Origin of the sequence: Azospira inquinata, from assembly GCF_018905915.1 — a bacterium.
GTDB classification, from domain to species: domain Bacteria; phylum Pseudomonadota; class Gammaproteobacteria; order Burkholderiales; family Rhodocyclaceae; genus Azospira; species Azospira inquinata.
Map to the genome: position 1 here is coordinate 938,745 of NZ_CP064782.1, position 20,811 is coordinate 959,555.

Below are 20,811 nucleotides of genomic sequence, written 5' to 3' on the forward strand. Positions count from 1 at the left end.
AGCCCCTGCCCCTAGGCGTTGGTGAATTTCACGAATTCATCCACCTTGGCCCGGGCGGCACCGCTGGCAATCACGTCCAGGGCGGTTTCCACCCCGCCGGCCAAATCCTGGCTGCGGCCCGCCACGTAGAGGGCAGCCCCCGCGTTCAGGGCCACCACGTCCCGGGCCGGGCCATGGGTGCCCTCCAGGGCCGCCAGGAGCATGAGGCGGGACTCTTCCACATTGGCCACCCGGATCACCTTGGGATCGTGCACCGGCAGATTGAAATCCTCCGGATGAACGTCGTATTCCCGAATGCGCCCGTCCTTCAATTCCCCCACCAGGGTGTGGCCGGAGATGGAGATTTCATCCAGGCCTTCCCGGCCACAGACGGTGAACGCCCGCTGGGAGCCCAGGCGTTGCAGCACCCGCACCAGAATGCCCACCAGATCGGGGTGAAAGACCCCCAATACCTGGCGCTCCGCCCCAGCCGGATTGGTCAGGGGACCCAGGATATTGAACAGGGTACGCACCCCCAGTTCCCGCCGCACCGGGGCCGCGTGTTTCATGGCCCCGTGGTGGTTGGGGGCGAACATAAAGCCCAGGCCCAAGGTTTCGATACTTTCCCCAATACGGTCGGGGGACAGGTTGAGATTGACCCCCAGGGCTTCCAGTACATCCGCCGAACCGCTTTTGGAAGAAACAGAGCGGCCGCCGTGCTTGGCCACCTTGGCCCCGGCGGCGGCGCAGACAAACATGGAGGCGGTGGAAATATTGAAGGTGTGGGCCCCGTCACCGCCGGTGCCCACAATGTCCACCACTTCCCCTGGGTCTGCTACCGGGACCCGGGTGGCAAATTCCCGCATCACCTGGGCGGCGGCGGCAATTTCCCCCACGGTCTCCTTTTTTACCCGGAGACCGATGGTGAGGGCGGCGATCATGACCGGAGACATTTCCCCCGTCATGATCTGGCGCATAAGGTCGAGCATTTCGTCGTGAAAAATTTCCCGGTGCTCAATGATCCGGGTCAAAGCCTCTTGTGGATTCATGATGTCCTCGAAATAGGGGAAAACCAGGGCGGAGGCGGCGGGGGCCGGCCTCCCGAGCCTCAGCGGTTTTCCTCGAGAAAATTGCGCAGCATGTCGTGACCGTGTTCCGTGAGAATGGATTCGGGATGGAATTGGACCCCTTCCACCGCCAGGGTCTTATGGCGCACCCCCATAATTTCCCCGTCTTCGGTCCAGGCGGTGATTTCCAGGCAATCGGGCAGGCTTTCCCGCTCAATGGCCAGGGAGTGGTAGCGGGTGCAGATCACCGGATTGGGCAGGCCCTTGAACACCCCCTGGCCCAGGTGATGGACCGGGGAGGTCTTGCCGTGCATAAGGCGCTTGGCGTGCACGATGCGCCCGCCGAAGGCTTCCCCAATGGACTGGTGCCCCAGGCAGACCCCCAGGAGAGGAATCTTGCCCGCGTATTCCCGAATGGCGGCCAGGGAAATACCCGCCTGGGCCGGGGCGCAGGGCCCGGGGGAAATCACCAGATAGTCGGGCTTTTGCTGCCCCACTTCTTCCACCGTAATGGCGTCGTTGCGGAACACCCGCACCTCCTGACCCAATTCGCCAAAGTACTGGACCAGGTTGTAGGTAAAGCTGTCGTAGTTGTCGATCATCAAGAGCATGATTCCATCCCTTTCCTGCCACGGCCGGGCCTTTGCCCCACCGCCGGTTTTACCGTATTCACCCGATGGAGGCGGAAGCGGGGCCTCGCCCCTTCCGCCGTCCTTTCAGCCGAGCCGGGTATCCAGCCCGGTTTCAGCGATTTCCGCCGCCCGCAGCACCGCCCGGGCCTTGTTCTGGGTTTCCTGCCATTCGGTCTGGGGATCGGAATCGGCCACGATGCCCGCCCCCGCCTGGACGTGGAGCTGGCCGTCCTTGATCAGGGCGGTACGGATGGCGATGGCCAGGTCCATATCCCCCTGGAAGCCCAGGTAGCCAATGGCGCCGCCGTAGAGGCCCCGCTTCATGGGTTCCAGCTCGTCGATGATTTCCATGGCCCGCACCTTGGGGGCGCCGGACAGGGTTCCAGCGGGAAAGGCCGCCTTGAGCACATCCAGGGAGGACAGCCCGGCTTGCAGCTTGCCTTCCACGCAGGAAGTAATGTGCATCACATGGGAGTAGCGCTCGATGACCATGTTGTCCGTGACCCGCACCGAACCGGTCTGGGACACCCGGCCCACATCGTTGCGACCTAGGTCCAGGAGCTGGACGTGTTCGGCCCGTTCCTTTTCGTCGCCGATCAGCTCGGCGGCCAGGGCATTGTCCTCTTCCGGAGTGGCGCCCCGGGTGCGGGTGCCGGCGATGGGCCGCACCGTGACCGTGTCCCCTTCCAGGCGCACCAGGATTTCCGGGGACGCCCCCACCACATGGAAATCTTCAAAATTGAAGTAGTACATGTAGGGGGAAGGATTGAGGCTGCGCAGAGCCCGGTAAAGGGCCAGGGGACTGGCTTTGAAGGGCTTGGTCATGCGTTGGGAAAGGACCACCTGCATGATGTCCCCTTCCGTGATGTAGGCCTTGGCCCGTTCCACTGCGGTCTGGAAGGCCGCTTCCCCCACCACGGACTGGGCCGGCAGGGAAGGCGCCGGGGATTCGGTGGGAACGGCCACCGGCTGGCGCAACTGGGTCAGCAGCTCCTTCAGCCGGTTCTGAGCCTTGTGGTAAGCCCCAGGCACATCGGGTTCCGCGTACACCACCAGGGTCAGCTTGCCGGACAGGTTGTCCACCACCGCCAGTTCCTCAGAGAGGAGCAGCAGCACGTCCGGCGTGCCCAGGTCCCCGGCCTTGGGGCCCTGGTGCAGCCGGGGCTCCACGTAACGCACCGTGTCGTAGCCGAAACAGCCCACCAAGCCGCCGCAGAAGCGGGGCAGGCCCGGGGTGGGAGCCACCCGGAAACGTTGCCGGTAACGGGCCAGGAAATCCAGAGGATTGGTGTCCTCTTCCTTTTCCGCCACCCGCTGGCCGGTGAGCACCAGCACCTGGCGGCCATAGACCGCAATGCGGGTCTGGCTGGCCAGACCGATGAAAGAATAGCGGCCAAACCGTTCCCCCCCCTGGACCGATTCCAGAAGGTAGGAATAGGGGGCGTTGGCCAGCTTCAGATAAATGGAAAGGGGAGTGTCGAGATCGGCAAAGGTCTCGAGGGTCACCGGGATACGGTTGTAGCCCTGGGTGGCAAGCGCCTGAAATTCGTTTTCTGTCATGGAAGACCTCGCAAGAGAGGGGAATTACTCAATGCTTACCCGGGAGTCTGGTTTCAACTCGCCGCCCGGGCCCGGACGGGTCATCAGTCAAAGTTGGCGCGGGGAGCGCCACCAGGCACCACGCCAGCTCCAGGCGGCGTGGGAGACCATCAGATAAGCATTGAACTTGCAGGTCACGATGAGTGGGATATCTTTTTTTGTCTCACGCCCCGGGGACAATCCACCGGGCTGCGGCGACGAGGTCTGATACTAGCGCATCGCATTCGCCCCTGTCTACGGGCCTTCCCTCGTTGTAGCCATAGGGAACGGCCAGGGCCGGGCATCCTGCGGCCCGGGCGGCGCGAAAGTCATTCACCGAATCCCCCACGTGCACATTGGCGGCGGGCACCGTGCCCAGGGCCCGGCAGGCATAGACCAGGGGCTCGGGATGGGGCTTGCGATGGGGGGTGGTGTCCCCCCCCACCACACATGCGAAATAGGGGCTGAGGCCCAGCTGTTCCAGCAGGGGGAAGGTAAAGGCTTCCGGCTTATTGGTCACCACCCCCAGGGCCAGGCCCTGGGCCCGGCACAGGTCCAGGCCTTCCTTCACCCCGGGAAACAGGCGACTGGCCTGGCCGTTGAAGTGGGCGTAATGGCGGCGGAAGACCACCAGGGCCGCTTCCACCTGGGCGGGCTCGGGAGCCTGGCCCCAGGTAAGGCAGCGTTCCACCAGGGACGCCATGCCCTGGCCCACAAAGCGGGCGATATCCCCGTCACTGCGAGGCGGCAGGCCCAGTTCAGCCAGGGCGGCGTGGGAAGCGGCGGCCAGATCCGGCAGGGAATCCACCAGGGTGCCATCCAGGTCGAAGGTAACGGAGCGATAGGTCATGGGGGCAATCGGGCAAAAATCCGGGGCCGGGCTCCCCCCAGGGGACACCCAGACCCAACAACGGAGAAAGGGGGCCTCAGACCTGGGCCAGGGCGCCCCGCAGGGCGGCGATCACCGTATCGTAGCCATGGGCATCGGTGGCCAGGGCGGCGCCGAAGACGGCGGAACCGGCCACGAAGGTATCCGCCCCGGCCCGAGCGATAGCGGCGATATTGTCCGTCTTCACCCCCCCATCCACCTCCAGGCGAATGGCCCGGCCAGTCCGGGCCGTGTAGGCGTCGATACGGGCCCGGGCTTCCTTGAGCTTATCCAGGGTGCCGGGGATGAACTTCTGACCGCCAAAGCCCGGATTGACGCTCATGAGCAGAATCACGTCCAGCTTATCCATGACGTAATCCAGGTAATGGAGGGGGGTGGCCGGATTAAACACCAGCCCGGCCTGACAGCCCTGGTCCCGGATCAGGGCCAAACTGCGATCCACGTGGTCCGAGGCTTCCGGATGGAAGGTGATGATATTGGCCCCAGCCTTGGCAAAGTCCGGAATGATCCGATCCACGGGCTTGACCATGAGATGGACGTCGATGGGAGCCGTGGTGTGGGGACGGATGGCCTGGCAGACCAGGGGGCCCATGGTGAGATTGGGCACATAGTGGTTGTCCATGACGTCAAAGTGAATCCAGTCGGCACCGGAGGCGATGACAGACGACACTTCCTCGCCCAGGCGGGCGAAGTCGGCGGAAAGCAGGCTGGGGGCGATAACGAACATGGGCACACCGGAACGGGGATAAAAGAGAGATTTTACGCCCAAACCCCCGCCACTCCCCTGCCCCACCAGCCCGCCGGTCGCCCCGGCGGAAGGCGAAAATGGCGGCCCATCTTGTCAGGGGGCGCCTTTCCTGGGCACACTCTCCCCACCCCAACCCCTTGGTTCCCCTCATGGCCGACAGCAAAAAATATCAGATCGCCGTGGAAACCCTGCCCCAATATCTGGCGGACCAGTCCGACTCAGAGCAGGACCACTACGTTTTCGCCTACACCATCACCCTGCGCAATACGGGTACGGAAGCGGCCCAGCTCATTTCCCGCCACTGGATCATCACCGACGCCAATCAGGAGGTTCAGGAAGTGCGAGGCCTGGGCGTAGTGGGCCAGCAGCCCCTACTTCAGCCCGGCGAAGAATTTAAATACACCAGCGGCTGTGCCCTGGAAACCCCGGTGGGCACCATGCAGGGCAGCTATCAGATGGTGGCGGCAGACGGCACCCCCTTCGCGGCGGACATTCCGGAATTCGTCCTGGCCGCCCCCCGGGTACTGCACTGAGTCCATGAGCCTGCGCCACAGCTACACCCTGATCGCCCCGTTCTACGACGTCCTGCTGGCTTCCGCCACCGGGGGAATGCGGCGCCAAAGCCTGGCCCAGCTCCCCGCCACCCCGTCCCGAGTGTTATTGCTAGGCGTGGGCACGGGCCTGGATCTGCCCTATCTGCCGCCCCAGCACCACTACACCGGCCTGGACCTGACCCCGGCCATGCTGGCCCGGGCCCAACGCCGGAGCGGCTCCCTCCCCTTCTCGCCCCTGCAAGGCGATGCCCAAGCCCTGCCCCTGGCGGACGGTGCCTTTGACGTGGTGGTGTTACACCTGATTCTGGCCGTTGTGCCCGCCCCCCTGGACTGCCTCCGGGAAACGACCCGAGTATTACGCCCGGGGGGCCAGCTGCTGGTGCTAGATAAATTTCTCCGCCCGGGCCAGCGCGCCCCTCTGCGCCGCTGGCTCACCCCCCTCTCCCGCCATCTGGCGACCCGCCTGGATGTGGAATGGGAGCCCCTGCTGGCCGCCGTCCCCGAGCTTATCCTGGAGGATGACCAGCCCGCCCTGGCGGGGGGCTGGTTCCGCCGTATCCGGGCCCGCCGCCTAGGCTAGACGCCGCCCGCCGGGCAGGTGCTGGTAGCAGGGGTTATCCAGGCGGGCCACGGCCTGGCACAAGGCCTCCAGGGCTTTAAGCCGGGGGAAACCTTCCCGCCAGGCCAGGGCAATGCGCCGGGAGGGGGCCGGGTCGGAGAAGGGGATAATGCGCAGAAAGTCCGTGGAATAGGGCTTGCACAGGGCTCCCGCGGGCAGCACGGAAATACCGAAGCCGGAGGCCACCATGCAGCGGATGGTCTCGATGGAATGGCCCTGGCGCACCTCCGTATCCGCCCCGCTGATCTGGGGACAGGCGTCCATGACCTGATCCCGGAAGCAGTTGCCCGCCTTGAGGAGCAGCACCTCCTCCCCATCCACCTCCTCCGTACTCACCAGGGGCCGGTCCTGCCAGGGGTGGCCGCAGGGCACCACCACCTTGAAAGGCTCGTCGTACAAGGGCCGCACCCGGATACCCGGCTGGGCGAAGGGCAAGGCCAAAATAGCGGCATCCACTTCGCCCCGGGCCAGCATTTCCGCCAGGGTGGCGGTCATGCTTTCCTCGATGGCCAGGGGCATGGCCGGGGCCAGGGTGCGCAGGGAAACAATCAGATCGGGCAGCAGATAGGGCCCCACGGTGTGGATAACCCCCAGCTTCAGTTCCCCTTCCAGGGGATTGCGGCCCCGATGGGCAATCTGGCGCACCCGTTCCGCTTCCTCCAGGGTGCGGATGGCCTGGGCCACCACCTGTTCCCCCACCTCGGTGAGGGAAACCTGGTTCTTACCCCGCTCAAAGAGAGGCACCTCCAGCTCCTCTTCCAGATGCTGGATGGCCACACTCAAGGTGGGCTGGCTCACGGAACAACGTTCCGCCGCCCGGGAAAAACGGCCTTCTTGGGCTAAGGCCACGATGTAGCGCAGTTCGGTCAAAGTCACGGATCCTCCCTTCTTGTTATGTATCCGGCCCTGGCTGGGTATTAAAGCTTATAGGTTTTGGCTATCGGCCCGATAGGCATTTACTATCATAAGTCATTGATTTAAATCAACATTATACCCTTTTGCCACCCGGAGAATGGGGCCTTGAAGCTCTCGCTTCAAACACCTGCAAATTAGGGAGAAATTATGAAAAAACGCGCTTTCATCCCGGTCCTCCTGGCCGGGCTCGTCTGGATGGGCAGCAGCCATGCCGCCGATCCCTTTGAACGGTACAAGGCTTTATTCAAGCCCCTGCCCGCCATTCCCCCCATTCCCGCCAACAACACCCAGACCCCGGCCAAGGTGGAACTGGGCAAAATGCTGTTTTTCGATGCCCGCCTGTCCAGCGACGGCAATATCGCCTGCGCCACCTGCCACAACCCGGCCCTGGGCTATACGGACCGGGTTTCCCGGGCCATCGGCCACGGCGCCCAGCGGGGCCCCCGCAATTCCCCCACGGTGCTGAATGCGGCCTTCCTTTCCTCCCAATTCTGGGACGGACGGGCCCCTAACCTGGAAACCCAGGCCCTGGGCCCCCTGCAAGCGGCGGTGGAACACAACACCACACTGGAAAAGGCGGTAGCCACCCTGAAGAGCTTCCCCGAGTACCAGAAGCGCTTTAGCGAATCCTTCGCGGAAAAGGACCCGATTACGGCAGAAAACCTGGCCAAGGCCATCGCCGCCTTCGAGCGCACCCTGATCACCCCCCATTCCCCCTTCGACCGCTATCTGGCGGGGGATGAACAGGCGCTCAGCCTGCAGCAGAAGCAGGGCATGAAGTATTTCGTGGAAAAGGGCTGCGTCGGCTGCCATAGCGGTCCCAACTTCACCGATGGCCAATTCCACGCCATTAAGGTGCCCGGCTCCACGGACGAGGGGCGTTATCTGGTCACCAAGAAGGACAGCGACAAGCACGCCTTCCGTACCCAGACCCTGCGCAACGTGGCCCTCACCTACCCCTACTTCAACAACGGCTCCGTCTGGAAGCTAGATGAAGCGGTGAAAATCATGGGCAAGGAAATGCTGAAAACCGATCTGAAACCCAATGAGGTGGACGACTTGGTGGCCTTCCTCCACAGCCTCACCGGGGAAATGCCTAAATTCACCATCCCGGCCCTGCCCTAGGAAAAACCGGCAAAAAGAAAAGGGGAGCCAGCCGGCTCCCCTTTTTTATCCCTCGGCCCGGGCATCAAAGCCCGGGAGCAAGGATTAACTCCGGTAATCCGCGTTAATGGTCACGTAGTCGTGGGACAGATCGCAGGTATAAACCCGGCTTTCCGCCTCACCCCGAGCCAAATCCACCCGGACATCGATTTCCCCATTGGCCATGATGCGCTGGCCGTCCTGTTCCGTGTAGCTGGCGGCCCGGCCGCCCAGTTCCGCCACCAGCACCTGATCCTTGCCACTGCCCAGCCAGACCCGGATTTGATCCACGTCCAGATCGTCGATCCCGGCGTAGCCGATGGCCGCCAGAATCCGCCCCAGATTGGGGTCGGAAGCAAAGAAGGCGGTTTTCACCAGGGGGGAATGGGCGATGGCGTAGGCCACCCGACGGCATTCTGCCCGGGTCTTGCCCCCTTCCACCTGGATGGTGATGAATTTGGAGGCTCCTTCCCCATCCCGCACCATGGCCTGGGCCAGTTCTTCCGCCACGGCGATGACCGCCTGACGCAACTCCGCCCAGGCCGGATCGGCGGCCCCGGCAATTTTCAGTTCCCCCTGGCCGGAGGCCATGAGAATGAAGGAGTCATTGGTGGAGGTATCCCCATCCACCGTAATGCAGTTGAAGGAGTGGTCCGCCGCCTCCTTCACCAGGCCGTCCAGCAGGGCCTGGGGCACGGCGGCGTCGGTGGCGACAAAGCCCAGCATGGTGGCCATATTGGGGTGAATCATGCCCGAACCTTTAGACATGCCGGTCACGGTCAGGGTCTTGCCCCCCACCGTGAGGCGGCGGCTGGCGGCCTTGGCCACCGTATCCGTGGTCATGATGGCGTGGGCAGCGCTGTGCCAGTTGGCTTCCGCCAGATCGGCAATAGCCGCCGGCAGGCCCCCTTCCAGGCGCTCCACGGGCAGGGGTTCCAGAATCACCCCGGTGGAAAAGGGCAGCACCTGGGCACCGCCGGACAGGCCCAGGAGCCCGGCCAGGGTAGCGCAAGTCCGCTCCGCCGCCTGGCGCCCCGGTTCCCCGGTGCCCGCATTGGCAATGCCCGTATTGATGACCAGGGCCCGGATGCCCGGGCCGCCGGCCAGGTGCTGGCGGCAGAGCTGGACCGGCGCGGCGCAGAAACGATTCTGGGTGAAGACCCCGGCCACCGTGGCCCCTTCCGCCAGGGTGATGACCGTCAGGTCCCGCCGCCCCACCTTGCGGATGCCGGCCTGGGCAACGCCCAAGCGTACGCCGGCCACAGGATAGAGGGCTTCAGGTGCAGGAGTCTGGTAATTGACGGTCATGGATTTTCCTTTTTCAACGAAAAAAGACGCCGCCCGCCGGGCCCGCCCATTCCCAGGGGAAGGGGCGGACGGTGGGGCGGGCGGCGCCTTGAATCACAGGGGCAACGGAGCGATCAGCTCAATTTGCCGTGGCAATGCTTGTATTTCTTGCCGCTACCGCAGGGGCAGGGATCGTTACGGCCCACCTTGAGGCCGTCCCGCTGGGCCGGTCCCTGGGCTTTTTCGCCTTCTTCGACCGCTTCCTCTTCCGCCTCTTCCCCATCAAATTCCGGGTGGTCGAATTGGAGATTGGCCAGTTCGGCAGCCGTCTCTTCTTCCACATCCTCGTCCGCCTCTTCCACGGAACGGATCTGGACGGTGAGCAGCAGGCGGGTCACTTCGGAGCGGATGCTGTTAAGCAAGGCTTCAAACAGCTCGAAGGCTTCCCGCTTGTATTCCTGCTTGGGATTTTTCTGAGCATAGCCCCGCAGGTGGATGCCTTGGCGCAGATGGTCCAGAGCGGCCAGATGTTCCCGCCATTGGGAATCCAGGGTCTGCAACATCAGATCCCGCTCGAACTTGTGGAATACCTCGGGCTCGGCCACCTGGGCGATTTTTTCCCCGTATTCCTTCTCCACGGTTTCGATGAGGCGCCGCGCCAGGTCTTCGTCGCTCAGGCTGGTGTCGGACTTGAACCATTCCCCTACCGGGGCCTTGAGGTGAAATTCGGATTCCAGAGCGGCTTCCAGGCCCGGGATATCCCACTGCTCATCCACGCTGTTTTCCGGCACATAGACCCGGAACATGTCGTAGAGCACGCCCTGACGCATGGCCGTGATGGTTTCGGAAATGTCGTCCGTTTCCAGGAGTTCGTTACGCTGGGCGTAGATCACCTTGCGCTGGTCGTTGGCCACATTGTCGTATTCCAGCAATTGCTTGCGGATGTCGAAGTTGCGGGCTTCCACCTTGCGCTGGGCGGATTCCAGGGAGCGGCTCACCAGGGGATGCTCAATGGCTTCCCCTTCCGGCATCTTCAGCCGGTCCATGATGGCTTTCAGCCGATCCCCGGCGAAAATACGCAGCAGAGCGTCGTCCAGGGACAGGTAGAAGCGGGAAGAACCCGGATCCCCCTGACGCCCGGCCCGGCCCCGGAGCTGGTTGTCGATACGCCGGGATTCGTGGCGTTCGGAGCCGATGATGTGCAGACCGCCAGCGGCCAACACCTGGTCGTGACGGGTTTGCCAGGCGGCCTTGATGGCCTCCACCTGCTGGGTCTTTTCTGCATCGGAGAGGGCTTCGTCCGCCTGAACCTGGGCCACCTGCTTATCCACATTGCCGCCCAGCACGATGTCCGTGCCCCGACCGGCCATGTTGGTGGCGATGGTAATCACCCCGGGCTGCCCAGCTTCCGCCACGATGTCCGCTTCCCGGGCATGCTGCTTGGCGTTCAACACCTGGTGGGGCAGCTTTTCCTTATCCAACAGCTGGGACAGGAGCTCGGAATTTTCGATGGAGGTGGTCCCCACCAGCACGGGTTGGCCCCGGCCATAACATTCCCGGATGTCCGCGATAATGGCCGCGTACTTTTCCTGGGCCGTGCGATACACCTGATCCTGCAAATCCTTCCGCTGTACCGGCCGATGGGTCGGAATCACCACGGTCTCCAGACCGTAGATTTCCATGAATTCGTAAGCTTCCGTGTCGGCGGTACCGGTCATGCCGGCCAGCTTGCCGTACATGCGGAAGTAGTTCTGGAAGGTGACGGAGGCCAGGGTCTGGTTCTCGTGCTGGATTTTCACCCCTTCCTTGGCTTCCACGGCCTGATGCAGGCCGTCGGACCAGCGCCGACCCGGCATCAAGCGGCCGGTGAATTCGTCCACGATGATCACTTCCCCGTTCTGCACCACGTACTGCTGGTCCCGCAGATAGAGGGTGTGGGCCCGGAGGGCGGCATTCAGGTGGTGCACCAGGACAATGTGGGCGGCGTCGTAGAGGCTGCGGCCTTCGGTGAGCATGCCCATGCCCACCAGAATTTCTTCCACGTGTTCATGGCCCTGCTCGGTGAGATAGACCTGGTGGGCCTTTTCGTCCACCCAGTAATCCCCGGGAGCAGTCTCGTTCTCAGCCCGCACCAGTTGGGGCGCCACCTCATTGAGGCGGATATAAAACTCGGTCTGGTCTTCGGCCTGGCCGGAAATAATCAGGGGGGTCCGGGCTTCGTCGATGAGGATGGAGTCCACCTCATCCACGATGGCGTAATTGAGGCCCCGCTGCACCCGGTCTTCGGCGGCGTAGACCATGTTGTCCCGCAGATAGTCGAAGCCGAATTCGTTGTTGGTACCGTAGGTGATGTCGGCGGCGTAGGCAGCCTGCTTGGCATCGTGGTCCATCTGGGACAGATTCACCCCCACGGTGAGTCCCAGGAAGCGATGCAGGCGCCCCATCCATTCCGCATCCCGCTGGGCCAGATAGTCATTCACCGTGATGACATGGACCCCCTTGCCGGCGATGGCATTGAGGTAGGACGGCAGGGTGGCCACCAGGGTTTTGCCTTCCCCGGTGCGCATTTCGGAAATTTTGCCATGGTGCAGCACCATGCCCCCGATCAGCTGCACATCGAAGTGGCGCATGCCCAACACCCGCTTACCCGCTTCCCGTACCACAGCGAAGGCTTCCGGCAGCAGGTCGTCCAGGCTCTGGCCCTTGGCGTAGCGCTGTCTGAATTCCTCCGTCTTGGCCTTTAGGTCCGTGTCGGAGAGGGCGGAAATGCCCGCTTCCAGGCTGTTGATCTTTTGCACCACCTGGAAGTACTGCTTGACCAGCCGATCATTGCGACTGCCAAAGATTTTTTTGAGGAGACCGGAAATCATTGTGGGGGACGGCGTGCGTCGCGGAGAAAAAAAGGGATTCTATCATGGGCAACCCGCCCCACATCGCCCCGCCACTTCCCCGGGACGCCGCCCCCTGGACGCCCGCGTCCAGAAAGCCCGGCAGGCTTAACGCCGGGCCACCCGAATACCGTAGCGGGCCGCCAGATCCAGATATTTGGCCGGGTTCTGGGCCGCCCCCTGATAACGCACCTCAAAGTGCAGATGGGGCCCGGTGGACCGGCCCGTATTCCCGGACAGGGCGATTTCCTGCCCCCGGTTGATCATCTGCCCGGGACGCACCAGGATTTTGGACAGGTGGGCATAGCGGGTGGAGAAACCGTTGCCGTGATCCAGCTCAATGAGATTGCCATATTCCGGGTGATGCACTGCCTCCTTCACCACCCCGCCGGCAGAGGCGGCCACGGGGGTGCCCACGTCGGCTACAAAGTCGATGCCTTCATGCATGGCCCCCACCCCCGCAATGGGGTCCACCCGGCGGCCAAAGGGGGAGCCAATGCCCTTGGCCTGGATGGGCAGGGCGGAGGGCAAGAGAATCTGGCGGATACGCCGATCCATGAGCCGATCCTCCAGATACCGAAACATCAGGGTCTGCTCGCTGACCTGGGCTTCCAGGCTGGACAGGGTGCGGGCCAGGCTTTCCGGAGAAAGGGGCGCCGGGGTACGGGCTAGCACCAGGGGACCGCCCTGCCCCCCCTTAATCAGGGCCAGGGGCGCCTGCACGGGGGTGGTCCGGATCGGGTCCCCGGGTTTAAGACCGGCCAGGGTGGTCAAATGCTGACCCAGGGTATTGAGGTGCAGGAGCTGGGCCTGGAGCGTGCCCACCTGCTTGGCCAGGGCATTCAGGCTGCCCTTGAGGGCCCCTTCCCGATCCACCTCCCGGCTTTGGCTGGCGGAAGCCAACCAGGCCTGAGCGCCGGGCACCTGATAGCGCAGGGCCAGCCAGGACAGGCTCAGGGAGGAAAACACCACAGCCAGGGTCAGCACCGCCAGCCCCAAAGCCAGACGGGTAGGGGTTAAAACAATGCTCTTGGCCGTTGCCAGCCGATTGGAGACGAGAATAATATGCACGACGCTCCTCCAAGAAGATATCGATGCACCATCCAGTTGAAAAATACCTCAATACCGGCAATGCGGCCGCCAGCGTTCTCGCCCATGGATGGCAGGTGTTGCAGGCGCAGCGCGCCTACCAGGAATTTGCGCCGGCCTTTCTCGGGCAGGGCAGTACGGTTGCCAATATCAAGCAGGGAATTGTGGTGATTCACGCCGAAAGTGGCGCTATCGCCGCCAAATTGTCCCAGATGACCCGGTCGTTGGCTGGCGAGTTTGCAAAAAGAGGGTTCGAGTGTAGTGAGGTCAAGGTGAAAGTACAAGGGCGAATTACTACGCCCCTGCCGCCCCCGCCCCAGGTCCATCCCATTTCCCAGAGCGCCGGTTCCCAGCTCACCGATCTGGCCCATGGGCTGCCGGAGCAATCCTCCCTGCGCCGAGCCCTGGAAGAACTGGTACAGCGGGCCGCCATCAAAGCATAGGCAGGAGGCGCTCCAGGACCAACAGGGCGAACACCAGCAGGGCCACCATCAAGGCATAACGGAAGAGACGCCAGGCCCAGTCCAGATAACGGGAATTACGGGTAAACAAAAAGAGCGCCACGGCGGCGCCCACTCCCAGCAAAACCAGGATTCCCAACAGTCTCAGCAGCAACATGGCTTCTCCCGTGCCGCCCCCAAGGGACTTACGCCGCCTGGGCAGGCAATTCCAGCCAGCGCAGGACACCGGCGGGCGCCGTTGCCTGATCCTCGAAGGTAACGATTTCCCAGGCATCCCGCTCCTTGAGCAGTTGCCGGGCCAGCTGGTTATTCAGGCCATGACCGGACTTGTAGGCGGAAAAGGCCGCCAGCAGAGGATGGCCCAGGAGATAAAGGTCACCGATGGCGTCCAGCACCTTGTGTTTGACGAACTCATCCCCGTAGCGCAGGCCGTCCGCGTTAAGCACCCGGTATTCGTCCAGGACGATGGCGTTTTCCAGACCGCCCCCCAGGGCCAGACCATTTTCCCGCAGCATTTCCACATCCTGCATGAAGCCGAAGGTGCGGGCCCGGGCCACTTCCCGAGGATAGGACTGGTCAGCGAAATCGATGGTGACGGACTGGGCCGATTTGTCGATGGCCGGGTGGTTGAAGATGATGGAAAAGGACAGCTTATAGCCGTCGTAGGGCTCGAAACGGGCCCACTTGTCCCCGTCCCGCACTTCCACGGGCCGGGTAATCCGGATAAATTTCTTCGCCGCCGCCTGTTCGGCGATACCGGCGGATTGAATCAGGAAAACGAAAGGCGCCGCCGAACCGTCCAGAATGGGCACTTCCGCCGCATCCAGATCGATATAGACGTTGTCGATGCCCAAGCCCCCCAGGGCGGACATCAAATGTTCCACGGTCCCCACCTTAACCAACCCTTCCGGGGTTTGCTGCTCCAGGCAGGAGCAGAGGCGGGTGTCCCCCACCAGCAAAGCATCAGCGCGAAGATCCACGGGCTCCGCCAGATCTACCCGGCGAAACACGATCCCCGTGTCCGGTGCAGCCGGACGCAGCACCACATTGACCCGGACGCCGCTATGGAGCCCGACGCCGGAGGCGCGAATCAGGGATTTGAGGGTACGCTGCTTTAACATGGCATGGGAATAAGAGAAGAGGGGCGCATTTTACCACGGGCGCCCCTCCCCTTAAGGAGGCGATTGTTACAGTCTGTTGCCGGCTGCCGACGTCGGGGCCTGACCCGGCACGGCGTGGCGGGAGGCGACGCCAGCCGTGGCCCGCTGGCGAAGCGGGACGGCGGGGTCAGCTTCCCCGAAGCGCCGGAGCCGGATCAATCCGCCTGCTTGCGCAGGAAAGCCGGAATGTCGTAGCGATCCACGCCGCTGTTGGCCAGGGCTTCCACCGTGGCGTTGCGGCCCTTGCGGATCACAGCGGGCACTGCGTCCAGCTGGCCGTAATCCACGGTCAGGGCCGCGTCGTCCGTCCCGGTCCGCACCGTGGTGGCGGTGTTGATCACTTCCAGGGGCTGGCGCTTGGCCTGGGCTTGGCCCAGACCGGTGGCCACCACGGTGACCCGCAGCTGTTCGCCCATTTCTTCGTCAAACACCGCACCGAAGATGATGTGGGCGTCCTCGGCGGCGAATTCCTTGATGGTATTCATCACCTCGTTCACTTCCTTCATCTTCAGGCTGCGGGAGGCGGTGATATTCACCAGCACGCCCCGGGCGCCGGACAGATTGACCCCTTCCAGCAGGGGAGAAGCCACGGCCTGTTCGGCGGCGATACGGGCCCGATCCACGCCGGAGGCGTAGGCGGAGCCCATCATGGCCATGCCCATTTCCCCCATGACGGTGCGCACGTCTTCAAAGTCCACGTTCACCAGGCCGGGGTAGTTGATGATTTCCGCGATGCCGCCCACGGCGTTGCGCAGCACGTTGTCCGCCGCCTTGAAGGCTTCTTCCATGGAGACGTCGTCCCCCAGCACGTCCATCAACTTGTCGTTGAGGATGACGATGAGGGAATCCACGTGCTTTTGCAGCTCGGCGATGCCCGCTTCGGCGATCTTGGCCCGCTTGCCTTCAAAGGCGAAGGGCTTGGTGACCACGCCCACGGTGAGGATGCCCTTTTCCCGGGCCACTTCCGCCACGATGGGGGCTGCGCCCGTACCGGTACCACCGCCCATGCCGGCGGTAATGAAGACCATGTGGGCCCCTTCCAGCTGCTCGGCGATGCGTTCCCGTTCTTCCAGGGCCGCATTACGACCGGCTTCCGGCTTGGCCCCGGCCCCCAGACCGGAACTGCCCAATTGCATCTTTTCCGCGGCCAGGCTGCGACCCAGAGCCTGGGCGTCGGTGTTGGCGGCGACGAACTGCACCCCCTGCACCTCTTCCCGGATCATGTGGTCCACCGCATTGCCCCCCGCCCCACCGACACCGATGACTTTGATCACGGTGCCGGCGTTTTCTTCCTTATCGATGATTTCAAACATGGACTTCGCCTCCTACGGATGATTCACTGAAAACAAAAATTGCGTTGAAAGATTGATGCTTAAAAGTTTTTTTCGAACCAGGACTTCATGACGCCAAAAATCTGCTTCACATTCCGCGTTTCCTGCACCTTCTGACCCCGCTTACGCTGCGCCTGGGCTTCCAGAAGCAGGCCGTAGGCGGTGGAAAACCGGGGGCTTTGCACCACATCGGCCAGGGCCCCCGTGTATTTGGGCACCCCCATGCGCACCGGCATGTGGAAAATCTCCTCCCCCAGTTCGATCATGCCGGGCATGACGGAAGCCCCACCGGTGAGCACGATGCCGGAGGACAGCACCTCGTCGAAGCCGGAGCGGCGCAGCTCGGCCTGGACCAGCTCGTAAAGCTCCTCCACCCGGGGCTGGATCACGTCGGCCAGGGCCCGGCGGGACAGCTTGCGGCTGGGACGGTCGTCCACCCCGGCCACTTCAATCACGTCTTCCGGATCGGCCAGTTGGGACAGGGCGCAGCCGTACTTACGCTTGATGTCTTCCGCTTCCCGGGTCGGGGTGCGCAGGGCCATGGCGATGTCGTTGGTCACCTGATCCCCGGCAATGGGGATGACGGAGGTGTGGCGGATGGCGCCCTGGGTCCAGATGGCGATGTCCGTGGTACCCCCACCGATATCCACCAGGCACACTCCCAGGTCCTTTTCATCCTCGGAGAGCACGGCGTAGCTGGAGGCCAGGGGCTGGAGCACCAGGTCATTCACCTCCAGGCCGCAGCGACGCACGCATTTGACGATGTTCTGGGCGGCGGAGACGGCACCGGTGACGATGTGCACCTTCACTTCCAGGCGGAAACCGCTCATGCCGATGGGCTCCCGGATACCGTCCTGGTCGTCGATGATGAATTCCTGGGTGAGGATGTGGAGGATTTCCTGATCCGCCGGAATGGGCATGGCCCGGGCAGTCTCGATCACCCGATCCAGGTCCATGGTGGTCACTTCCTTGTCCTTGATGGCCACCATGCCGTTGGAGTTGAAGCTCTTAATGTGGCTACCGGCGATCCCCGTATAGACGTTGGTGACCTTGCAGTCGGCCATCAGCTCCACTTCCTGGACCACCCGGGAGATGGCGCTCACCGTTTCCTCGATGTTGACCACCACGCCCTTGCGCAGGCCCCGGGATTCCTGACTGCCCATGCCGATGACGTTAAGGTGCCCCTCCGGCGTGACTTCGGCCACCAGCGCCACAATCTTGGAGGTGCCGATATCCAGGCCGACAATCAGATCCTTGCTATCCCTGCTCATGCTACTTTCCTTTGCCATCAACGCCCGCAGCCGCCAGCCGCAGGGCAAAACCATTGGGGTACCGCAAATCCACCGCCCCGGGCTTGCGCTCCGCCAGGGTGGAGGAATACACCGCTACAAACCGGGACAGCCGGGTAGCCACCGGGGACTTGGGCTGCTCCCGCCCCAGTTCCAGCACCATGCCGTTGTCCAGAACCACCTGCCAGGCCAGCCGGGGACTCAGCACCAGCTGCCGGGGCTGGTGGCCGACGGGCCCCAGGGCCCGGGTAAATTCATCAAAGCGCCGCAGCACGTCCTGGCTGGAGCCCGTGGGCCCGGCCAGCTCGGGCAGGGCGTCCATCTGGGTCTGGGGCATCACCGCCTCAAACACTTCCCCGTAGGAATTCACCAGTTCCGTGCCGCTGGTTCCCCAGCGGGCCACGGGCTGTTGCTCCTCCAGGCGGATTTCCAGCTTGCCCGGCCAGCGCCGCCGCACTTCCACCTTGCGCACCCAGGGCAGCTTTTCCAGGGACTGGCGCAGCAGATCCAGATTGACGCTGAAAAAGTTGCCCCGCAGCAGACCGGACAGGGTGCGTTCGATTTCCCCCCGCTGCACTTCCTTCAAGGGCTGGACAAAATCCACTTCCTTGAGGGGAAAGAGGGGCAGGCGCATGGCGCCCAGGGCCAGGGCCGCCAGCAACGCCGCCGCCCCTGCTACGAAGAGCAGGTCAGCGATGGCGGTCATGAGCTGGGGCTTGTGCCACATGGCGGAGGCGTCCTTATCCTTAACCCAGGCTGGCCAGGGCCAGAACCTGCATCACCAGGTCTTCGTAACTGATGCCGGCCACCCGGGCGGCCATGGGCACCAGGGAATGGTCGGTCATGCCCGGGGCCATGTTGGCTTCCAGGAAATGGGCCTGACCCGCTTCATCCATGAGGAAATCCACCCGGCCCCAGCCCCGCCCGCCCAGCACCTTAAAGGCCCGCAGGGCATCAGCTTGGATGGCCCCTTCCCGGTCAGCAGGCAGGCCGCAGGGGCAGAGGTAACGGGTGTCGTCCCGGAGATACTTGGCTTCGTAGTCGTAGAAGGCGTTGGCCGGCTCGATTTTGACGATGGGCAGCACCTGTTCCCCCAGGATGCCCACGGTGTATTCCCCTCCGGTCACCCCCTGCTCCGCCAGCACCAGCTTGTCGTGGCGGGCCGCTTCCCGGTAAGCCCCTTCCAGGCCGCCGGGCAGGGTCACCATGGAAACCCCGATGGAGGAGCCTTCGCAGGCGGGTTTGACGAACAGGGGCAGGCCCAGTTGTTCTTCCACTTCAGCGAAATTGCTTTGGTCGTCCAGCAGGGCGTAGTTGGGCACCCGCAGGCCAGCGGCTTGCCAGAGCAGCTTGGTGCGCCATTTGTCCATGCCCAGGGCGGAGGCCAGTACCCCGCTGCCCGTGTAAGGGATGTCCATCAGTTCCAGGGCGCCCTGGATGGTGCCGTCTTCCCCGTAGCGGCCGTGGAGGGCGATAAACGCCCGGTCATAGCCCTTCAGCTCGTCCAGAGACCGTTCCGCCGGATCAAACCCGTGGGCATCCACCCCCTGGCTGCGCAGGGCGGAGAGCACCCGGGAGCCGCTGGAGAGGGAGACCTTGCGCTCCCCGGACTTGCCGCCGAAAAGCACTGCCACTTTGCCGAAACTGCTTGCTTGACTCATTGTTCTAACCTTTCATGGGGCAACCGTGGCCGCTTGCAACCAGCCGGTCTGGGTTTTCACGGTCGCCGTGCATCATCGAATCCTTCTGCCTTCAAACCTTGCCGGCGGCCAACTTGCCGGGCACGGTGCCGATGGAGCCAGCACCCATGGTGAGCACCACGTCCCCGTCCCGGACCAGGTCCAGAATGGCCTGGGGCATGGCCGCCACTTCTTCCACAAAAACCGGTTCCACCTTGCCCGCCACCCGCAGGGCCCGGGCCAGGGAGCGGCCGTCCGCCGCCACAATGGGGGCTTCCCCGGCGCCATAAACCTCGGTGAGCACCAGGGCATCCACGCTGGACAACACTTTGACGAAATCTTCGAAGCAATCCCGGGTGCGGCTGTAGCGGTGGGGCTGGAAGGCCAGCACCAGGCGGCGTCCCGGGAACGCGCCCCGGGCGGCGGCCAGGGTGGCGGTCATTTCCCGGGGATGGTGGCCGTAATCGTCCACCAGGGTGAACGTGCCCCCCTTGGGGCAAGGCAGTTCGCCGTAGCGCTGGAAGCGGCGCCCCACCCCCTTGAATTCGGCCAGGGCTTTGACGATGGCGTCATCGGACACCCCCAGCTCGGTGGCCACGGCAAAGGCGGCCAGGGCGTTAAGCACGTAATGGCGGCCCGGCAGGTTGAGGGTGATGGAGACCCGGTGTTCGCTGCCGTTTTTGCGCACCGCGTCGAACTGCATCTGGCCACCGGCTTCCCGGACGTTTTCCGCATAGACGTTGCAGATGGCCGGGTCAAAACCGTAGCGCAGCACCTGTTTCGGCACCTGGGGCAGGATGTCCCGCACATTGGGATCATCCACGCAGAGCACGGCCACCCCGTAGAAGGGCAGGCGATTGAGGAAATCCACAAAGGCCTGCTTCAAACGGCCGAAATCGTGGCCGTAGGTCTCCATGTGATCCGCGTCGATATTGGTGACAATGGAAATCACCGGGGACAGGTAGAGGAAGGAAGCGTCCGATTCGTCCGCCTCGGCCACCAGAAAATCCCCCGTGCCCAAGCGAGCATTGGCTCCCGCCGCATTGAGGCGGCCGCCGATAACGAAGGTGGGGTCCAGCCCCCCTTCCGCCAGGATGGAGGCCACCAGACTGGTGGTGGTGGTCTTGCCATGGGTCCCGGCCACGGCGATGCCCTGCTTTAAGCGCATCAGCTCGGCCAGCATCTGGGCCCGGGGCACCACGGGCACGTGGGCGGACCGGGCCGCCACCACTTCCGGGTTGTCTTCCTTGACGGCGGTGGAGACCACCACGGCGTCCGCCCCAGCAATATTTTCCGCGCTGTGGCCCTGGACCACCCGGGCGCCCAGCCCGGCCAGACGGGCGGTCGCCGCGTTTTGGCCCAGGTCGGAACCGCTCACTTCGTAGCCCAGGTTGAGGAGCACTTCGGCAATACCGCTCATGCCAGCGCCGCCGATACCGACGAAGTGCAGGTGTTTGATCATGTGTTTCATGCTGGCAACCTCTTGCTAGGGAAAAGCCCGGC

The 20,811-nt window shown here is 63.6% G+C and carries 20 protein-coding genes; 4 read left to right on the forward strand and 16 right to left on the reverse strand.

What is annotated here, in order from left to right; all coding sequences use genetic code 11:
• Positions 1 to 11: 11 nt before the first annotated feature.
• From trpD to rpe, 5 genes are all read right to left on the reverse strand, one after another.
• Positions 12 to 1,028, reverse strand: coding sequence for an anthranilate phosphoribosyltransferase (trpD, locus tag Azoinq_RS04125; RefSeq protein ID WP_216125570.1), 1,017 nt, complete (start codon positions 1,026 to 1,028; stop codon positions 12 to 14).
• Between the two features lie 59 nt (positions 1,029 to 1,087).
• Complete coding sequence (locus tag Azoinq_RS04130) at positions 1,088 to 1,657, reverse strand: anthranilate synthase component II (RefSeq protein WP_216125567.1); 570 nt, start codon at positions 1,655 to 1,657, stop codon at positions 1,088 to 1,090.
• A gap of 105 nt (positions 1,658 to 1,762) precedes the next feature.
• Positions 1,763 to 3,238: an anthranilate synthase component I gene (trpE, locus tag Azoinq_RS04135; protein ID WP_216125564.1), complete on the reverse strand. Its 1,476-nt coding sequence runs from the start codon at positions 3,236 to 3,238 to the stop codon at positions 1,763 to 1,765.
• A gap of 202 nt (positions 3,239 to 3,440) precedes the next feature.
• A complete protein-coding gene (locus Azoinq_RS04140; RefSeq protein ID WP_216125561.1) occupies positions 3,441 to 4,106 on the reverse strand; it encodes a phosphoglycolate phosphatase in 666 nt (221 codons plus the stop codon).
• A gap of 76 nt (positions 4,107 to 4,182) precedes the next feature.
• Entirely contained in the window at positions 4,183 to 4,872 is a 690-nt protein-coding gene (gene rpe, locus Azoinq_RS04145; protein ID WP_216125558.1) for a ribulose-phosphate 3-epimerase, read from the reverse strand.
• A gap of 170 nt (positions 4,873 to 5,042) precedes the next feature.
• Here rpe and apaG point away from each other — a divergent pair, with 170 nt between their 5' ends.
• Positions 5,043 to 5,426 (forward strand): Co2+/Mg2+ efflux protein ApaG, encoded by a 384-nt coding sequence (gene apaG, locus Azoinq_RS04150; RefSeq protein ID WP_216125551.1) that lies wholly within the window; start codon positions 5,043 to 5,045, stop codon positions 5,424 to 5,426.
• Between the two features lie 4 nt (positions 5,427 to 5,430).
• On the forward strand, positions 5,431 to 6,027 hold the full coding sequence (locus tag Azoinq_RS04155; RefSeq protein ID WP_216125538.1) for a class I SAM-dependent methyltransferase: 597 nt from the start codon (positions 5,431 to 5,433) through the stop codon (positions 6,025 to 6,027).
• Here Azoinq_RS04155 and Azoinq_RS04160 read toward each other — a convergent pair.
• Complete coding sequence (locus Azoinq_RS04160; RefSeq protein ID WP_216125528.1) at positions 6,019 to 6,942, reverse strand: LysR substrate-binding domain-containing protein; 924 nt, start codon at positions 6,940 to 6,942, stop codon at positions 6,019 to 6,021. The two genes, Azoinq_RS04155 and Azoinq_RS04160, sit on opposite strands and share 9 nt — an antisense overlap.
• A gap of 186 nt (positions 6,943 to 7,128) precedes the next feature.
• On the opposite strand from Azoinq_RS04160, the gene Azoinq_RS04165 reads away from it, so the two are divergent.
• Positions 7,129 to 8,106: a cytochrome-c peroxidase gene (locus Azoinq_RS04165; protein ID WP_216125526.1), complete on the forward strand. Its 978-nt coding sequence runs from the start codon at positions 7,129 to 7,131 to the stop codon at positions 8,104 to 8,106.
• An 84-nt stretch (positions 8,107 to 8,190) separates the two neighbouring features.
• Here Azoinq_RS04165 and argJ read toward each other — a convergent pair whose 3' ends face one another.
• The 3 genes from argJ to Azoinq_RS04180 form a co-directional block, all read right to left on the reverse strand.
• A complete protein-coding gene (gene argJ / locus Azoinq_RS04170) occupies positions 8,191 to 9,432 on the reverse strand; it encodes a bifunctional glutamate N-acetyltransferase/amino-acid acetyltransferase ArgJ (RefSeq protein ID WP_216125524.1) in 1,242 nt (413 codons plus the stop codon).
• 113 nt (positions 9,433 to 9,545) lie between these two features.
• The gene (secA, locus tag Azoinq_RS04175; RefSeq protein ID WP_216125522.1) at positions 9,546 to 12,281 is read right to left on the reverse strand and encodes a preprotein translocase subunit SecA; all 2,736 of its coding nucleotides are present in this window, start codon (positions 12,279 to 12,281) and stop codon (positions 9,546 to 9,548) included.
• Between the two features lie 126 nt (positions 12,282 to 12,407).
• Complete coding sequence (locus Azoinq_RS04180; RefSeq protein ID WP_216125520.1) at positions 12,408 to 13,370, reverse strand: M23 family metallopeptidase; 963 nt, start codon at positions 13,368 to 13,370, stop codon at positions 12,408 to 12,410.
• A gap of 23 nt (positions 13,371 to 13,393) precedes the next feature.
• On the opposite strand from Azoinq_RS04180, the gene Azoinq_RS04185 reads away from it, so the two are divergent.
• Positions 13,394 to 13,831: a DciA family protein gene (locus tag Azoinq_RS04185; protein WP_216125517.1), complete on the forward strand. Its 438-nt coding sequence runs from the start codon at positions 13,394 to 13,396 to the stop codon at positions 13,829 to 13,831.
• Here the strand turns inward: Azoinq_RS04185 and Azoinq_RS04190 are convergent.
• The 7 genes from Azoinq_RS04190 to murC form a co-directional block, all read right to left on the reverse strand.
• Positions 13,821 to 14,006 (reverse strand): hypothetical protein, encoded by a 186-nt coding sequence (locus Azoinq_RS04190; RefSeq protein WP_216125514.1) that lies wholly within the window; start codon positions 14,004 to 14,006, stop codon positions 13,821 to 13,823. The two genes, Azoinq_RS04185 and Azoinq_RS04190, sit on opposite strands and share 11 nt — an antisense overlap.
• A gap of 28 nt (positions 14,007 to 14,034) precedes the next feature.
• On the reverse strand, positions 14,035 to 14,970 hold the full coding sequence (lpxC, locus tag Azoinq_RS04195; protein WP_216125512.1) for a UDP-3-O-acyl-N-acetylglucosamine deacetylase: 936 nt from the start codon (positions 14,968 to 14,970) through the stop codon (positions 14,035 to 14,037).
• 194 nt (positions 14,971 to 15,164) lie between these two features.
• Positions 15,165 to 16,322: a cell division protein FtsZ gene (ftsZ, locus tag Azoinq_RS04200; RefSeq protein WP_216125510.1), complete on the reverse strand. Its 1,158-nt coding sequence runs from the start codon at positions 16,320 to 16,322 to the stop codon at positions 15,165 to 15,167.
• A 59-nt stretch (positions 16,323 to 16,381) separates the two neighbouring features.
• Positions 16,382 to 17,611, reverse strand: coding sequence for a cell division protein FtsA (gene ftsA, locus Azoinq_RS04205; protein ID WP_216125507.1), 1,230 nt, complete (start codon positions 17,609 to 17,611; stop codon positions 16,382 to 16,384).
• Between the two features lies 1 nt (position 17,612).
• Positions 17,613 to 18,356 carry a cell division protein FtsQ/DivIB gene (locus Azoinq_RS04210; RefSeq protein WP_216131991.1) on the reverse strand — a complete coding sequence of 248 codons (744 nt, stop codon included), beginning with the start codon at positions 18,354 to 18,356 and terminating at the stop codon, positions 17,613 to 17,615.
• 19 nt (positions 18,357 to 18,375) lie between these two features.
• A complete protein-coding gene (locus tag Azoinq_RS04215; RefSeq protein WP_216131989.1) occupies positions 18,376 to 19,290 on the reverse strand; it encodes a D-alanine--D-alanine ligase in 915 nt (304 codons plus the stop codon).
• Positions 19,291 to 19,381: 91 nt separating this feature from the next.
• Complete coding sequence (gene murC, locus Azoinq_RS04220; RefSeq protein WP_216131987.1) at positions 19,382 to 20,779, reverse strand: UDP-N-acetylmuramate--L-alanine ligase; 1,398 nt, start codon at positions 20,777 to 20,779, stop codon at positions 19,382 to 19,384.
• Between the last annotated feature and the right edge of the window lie 32 nt (positions 20,780 to 20,811).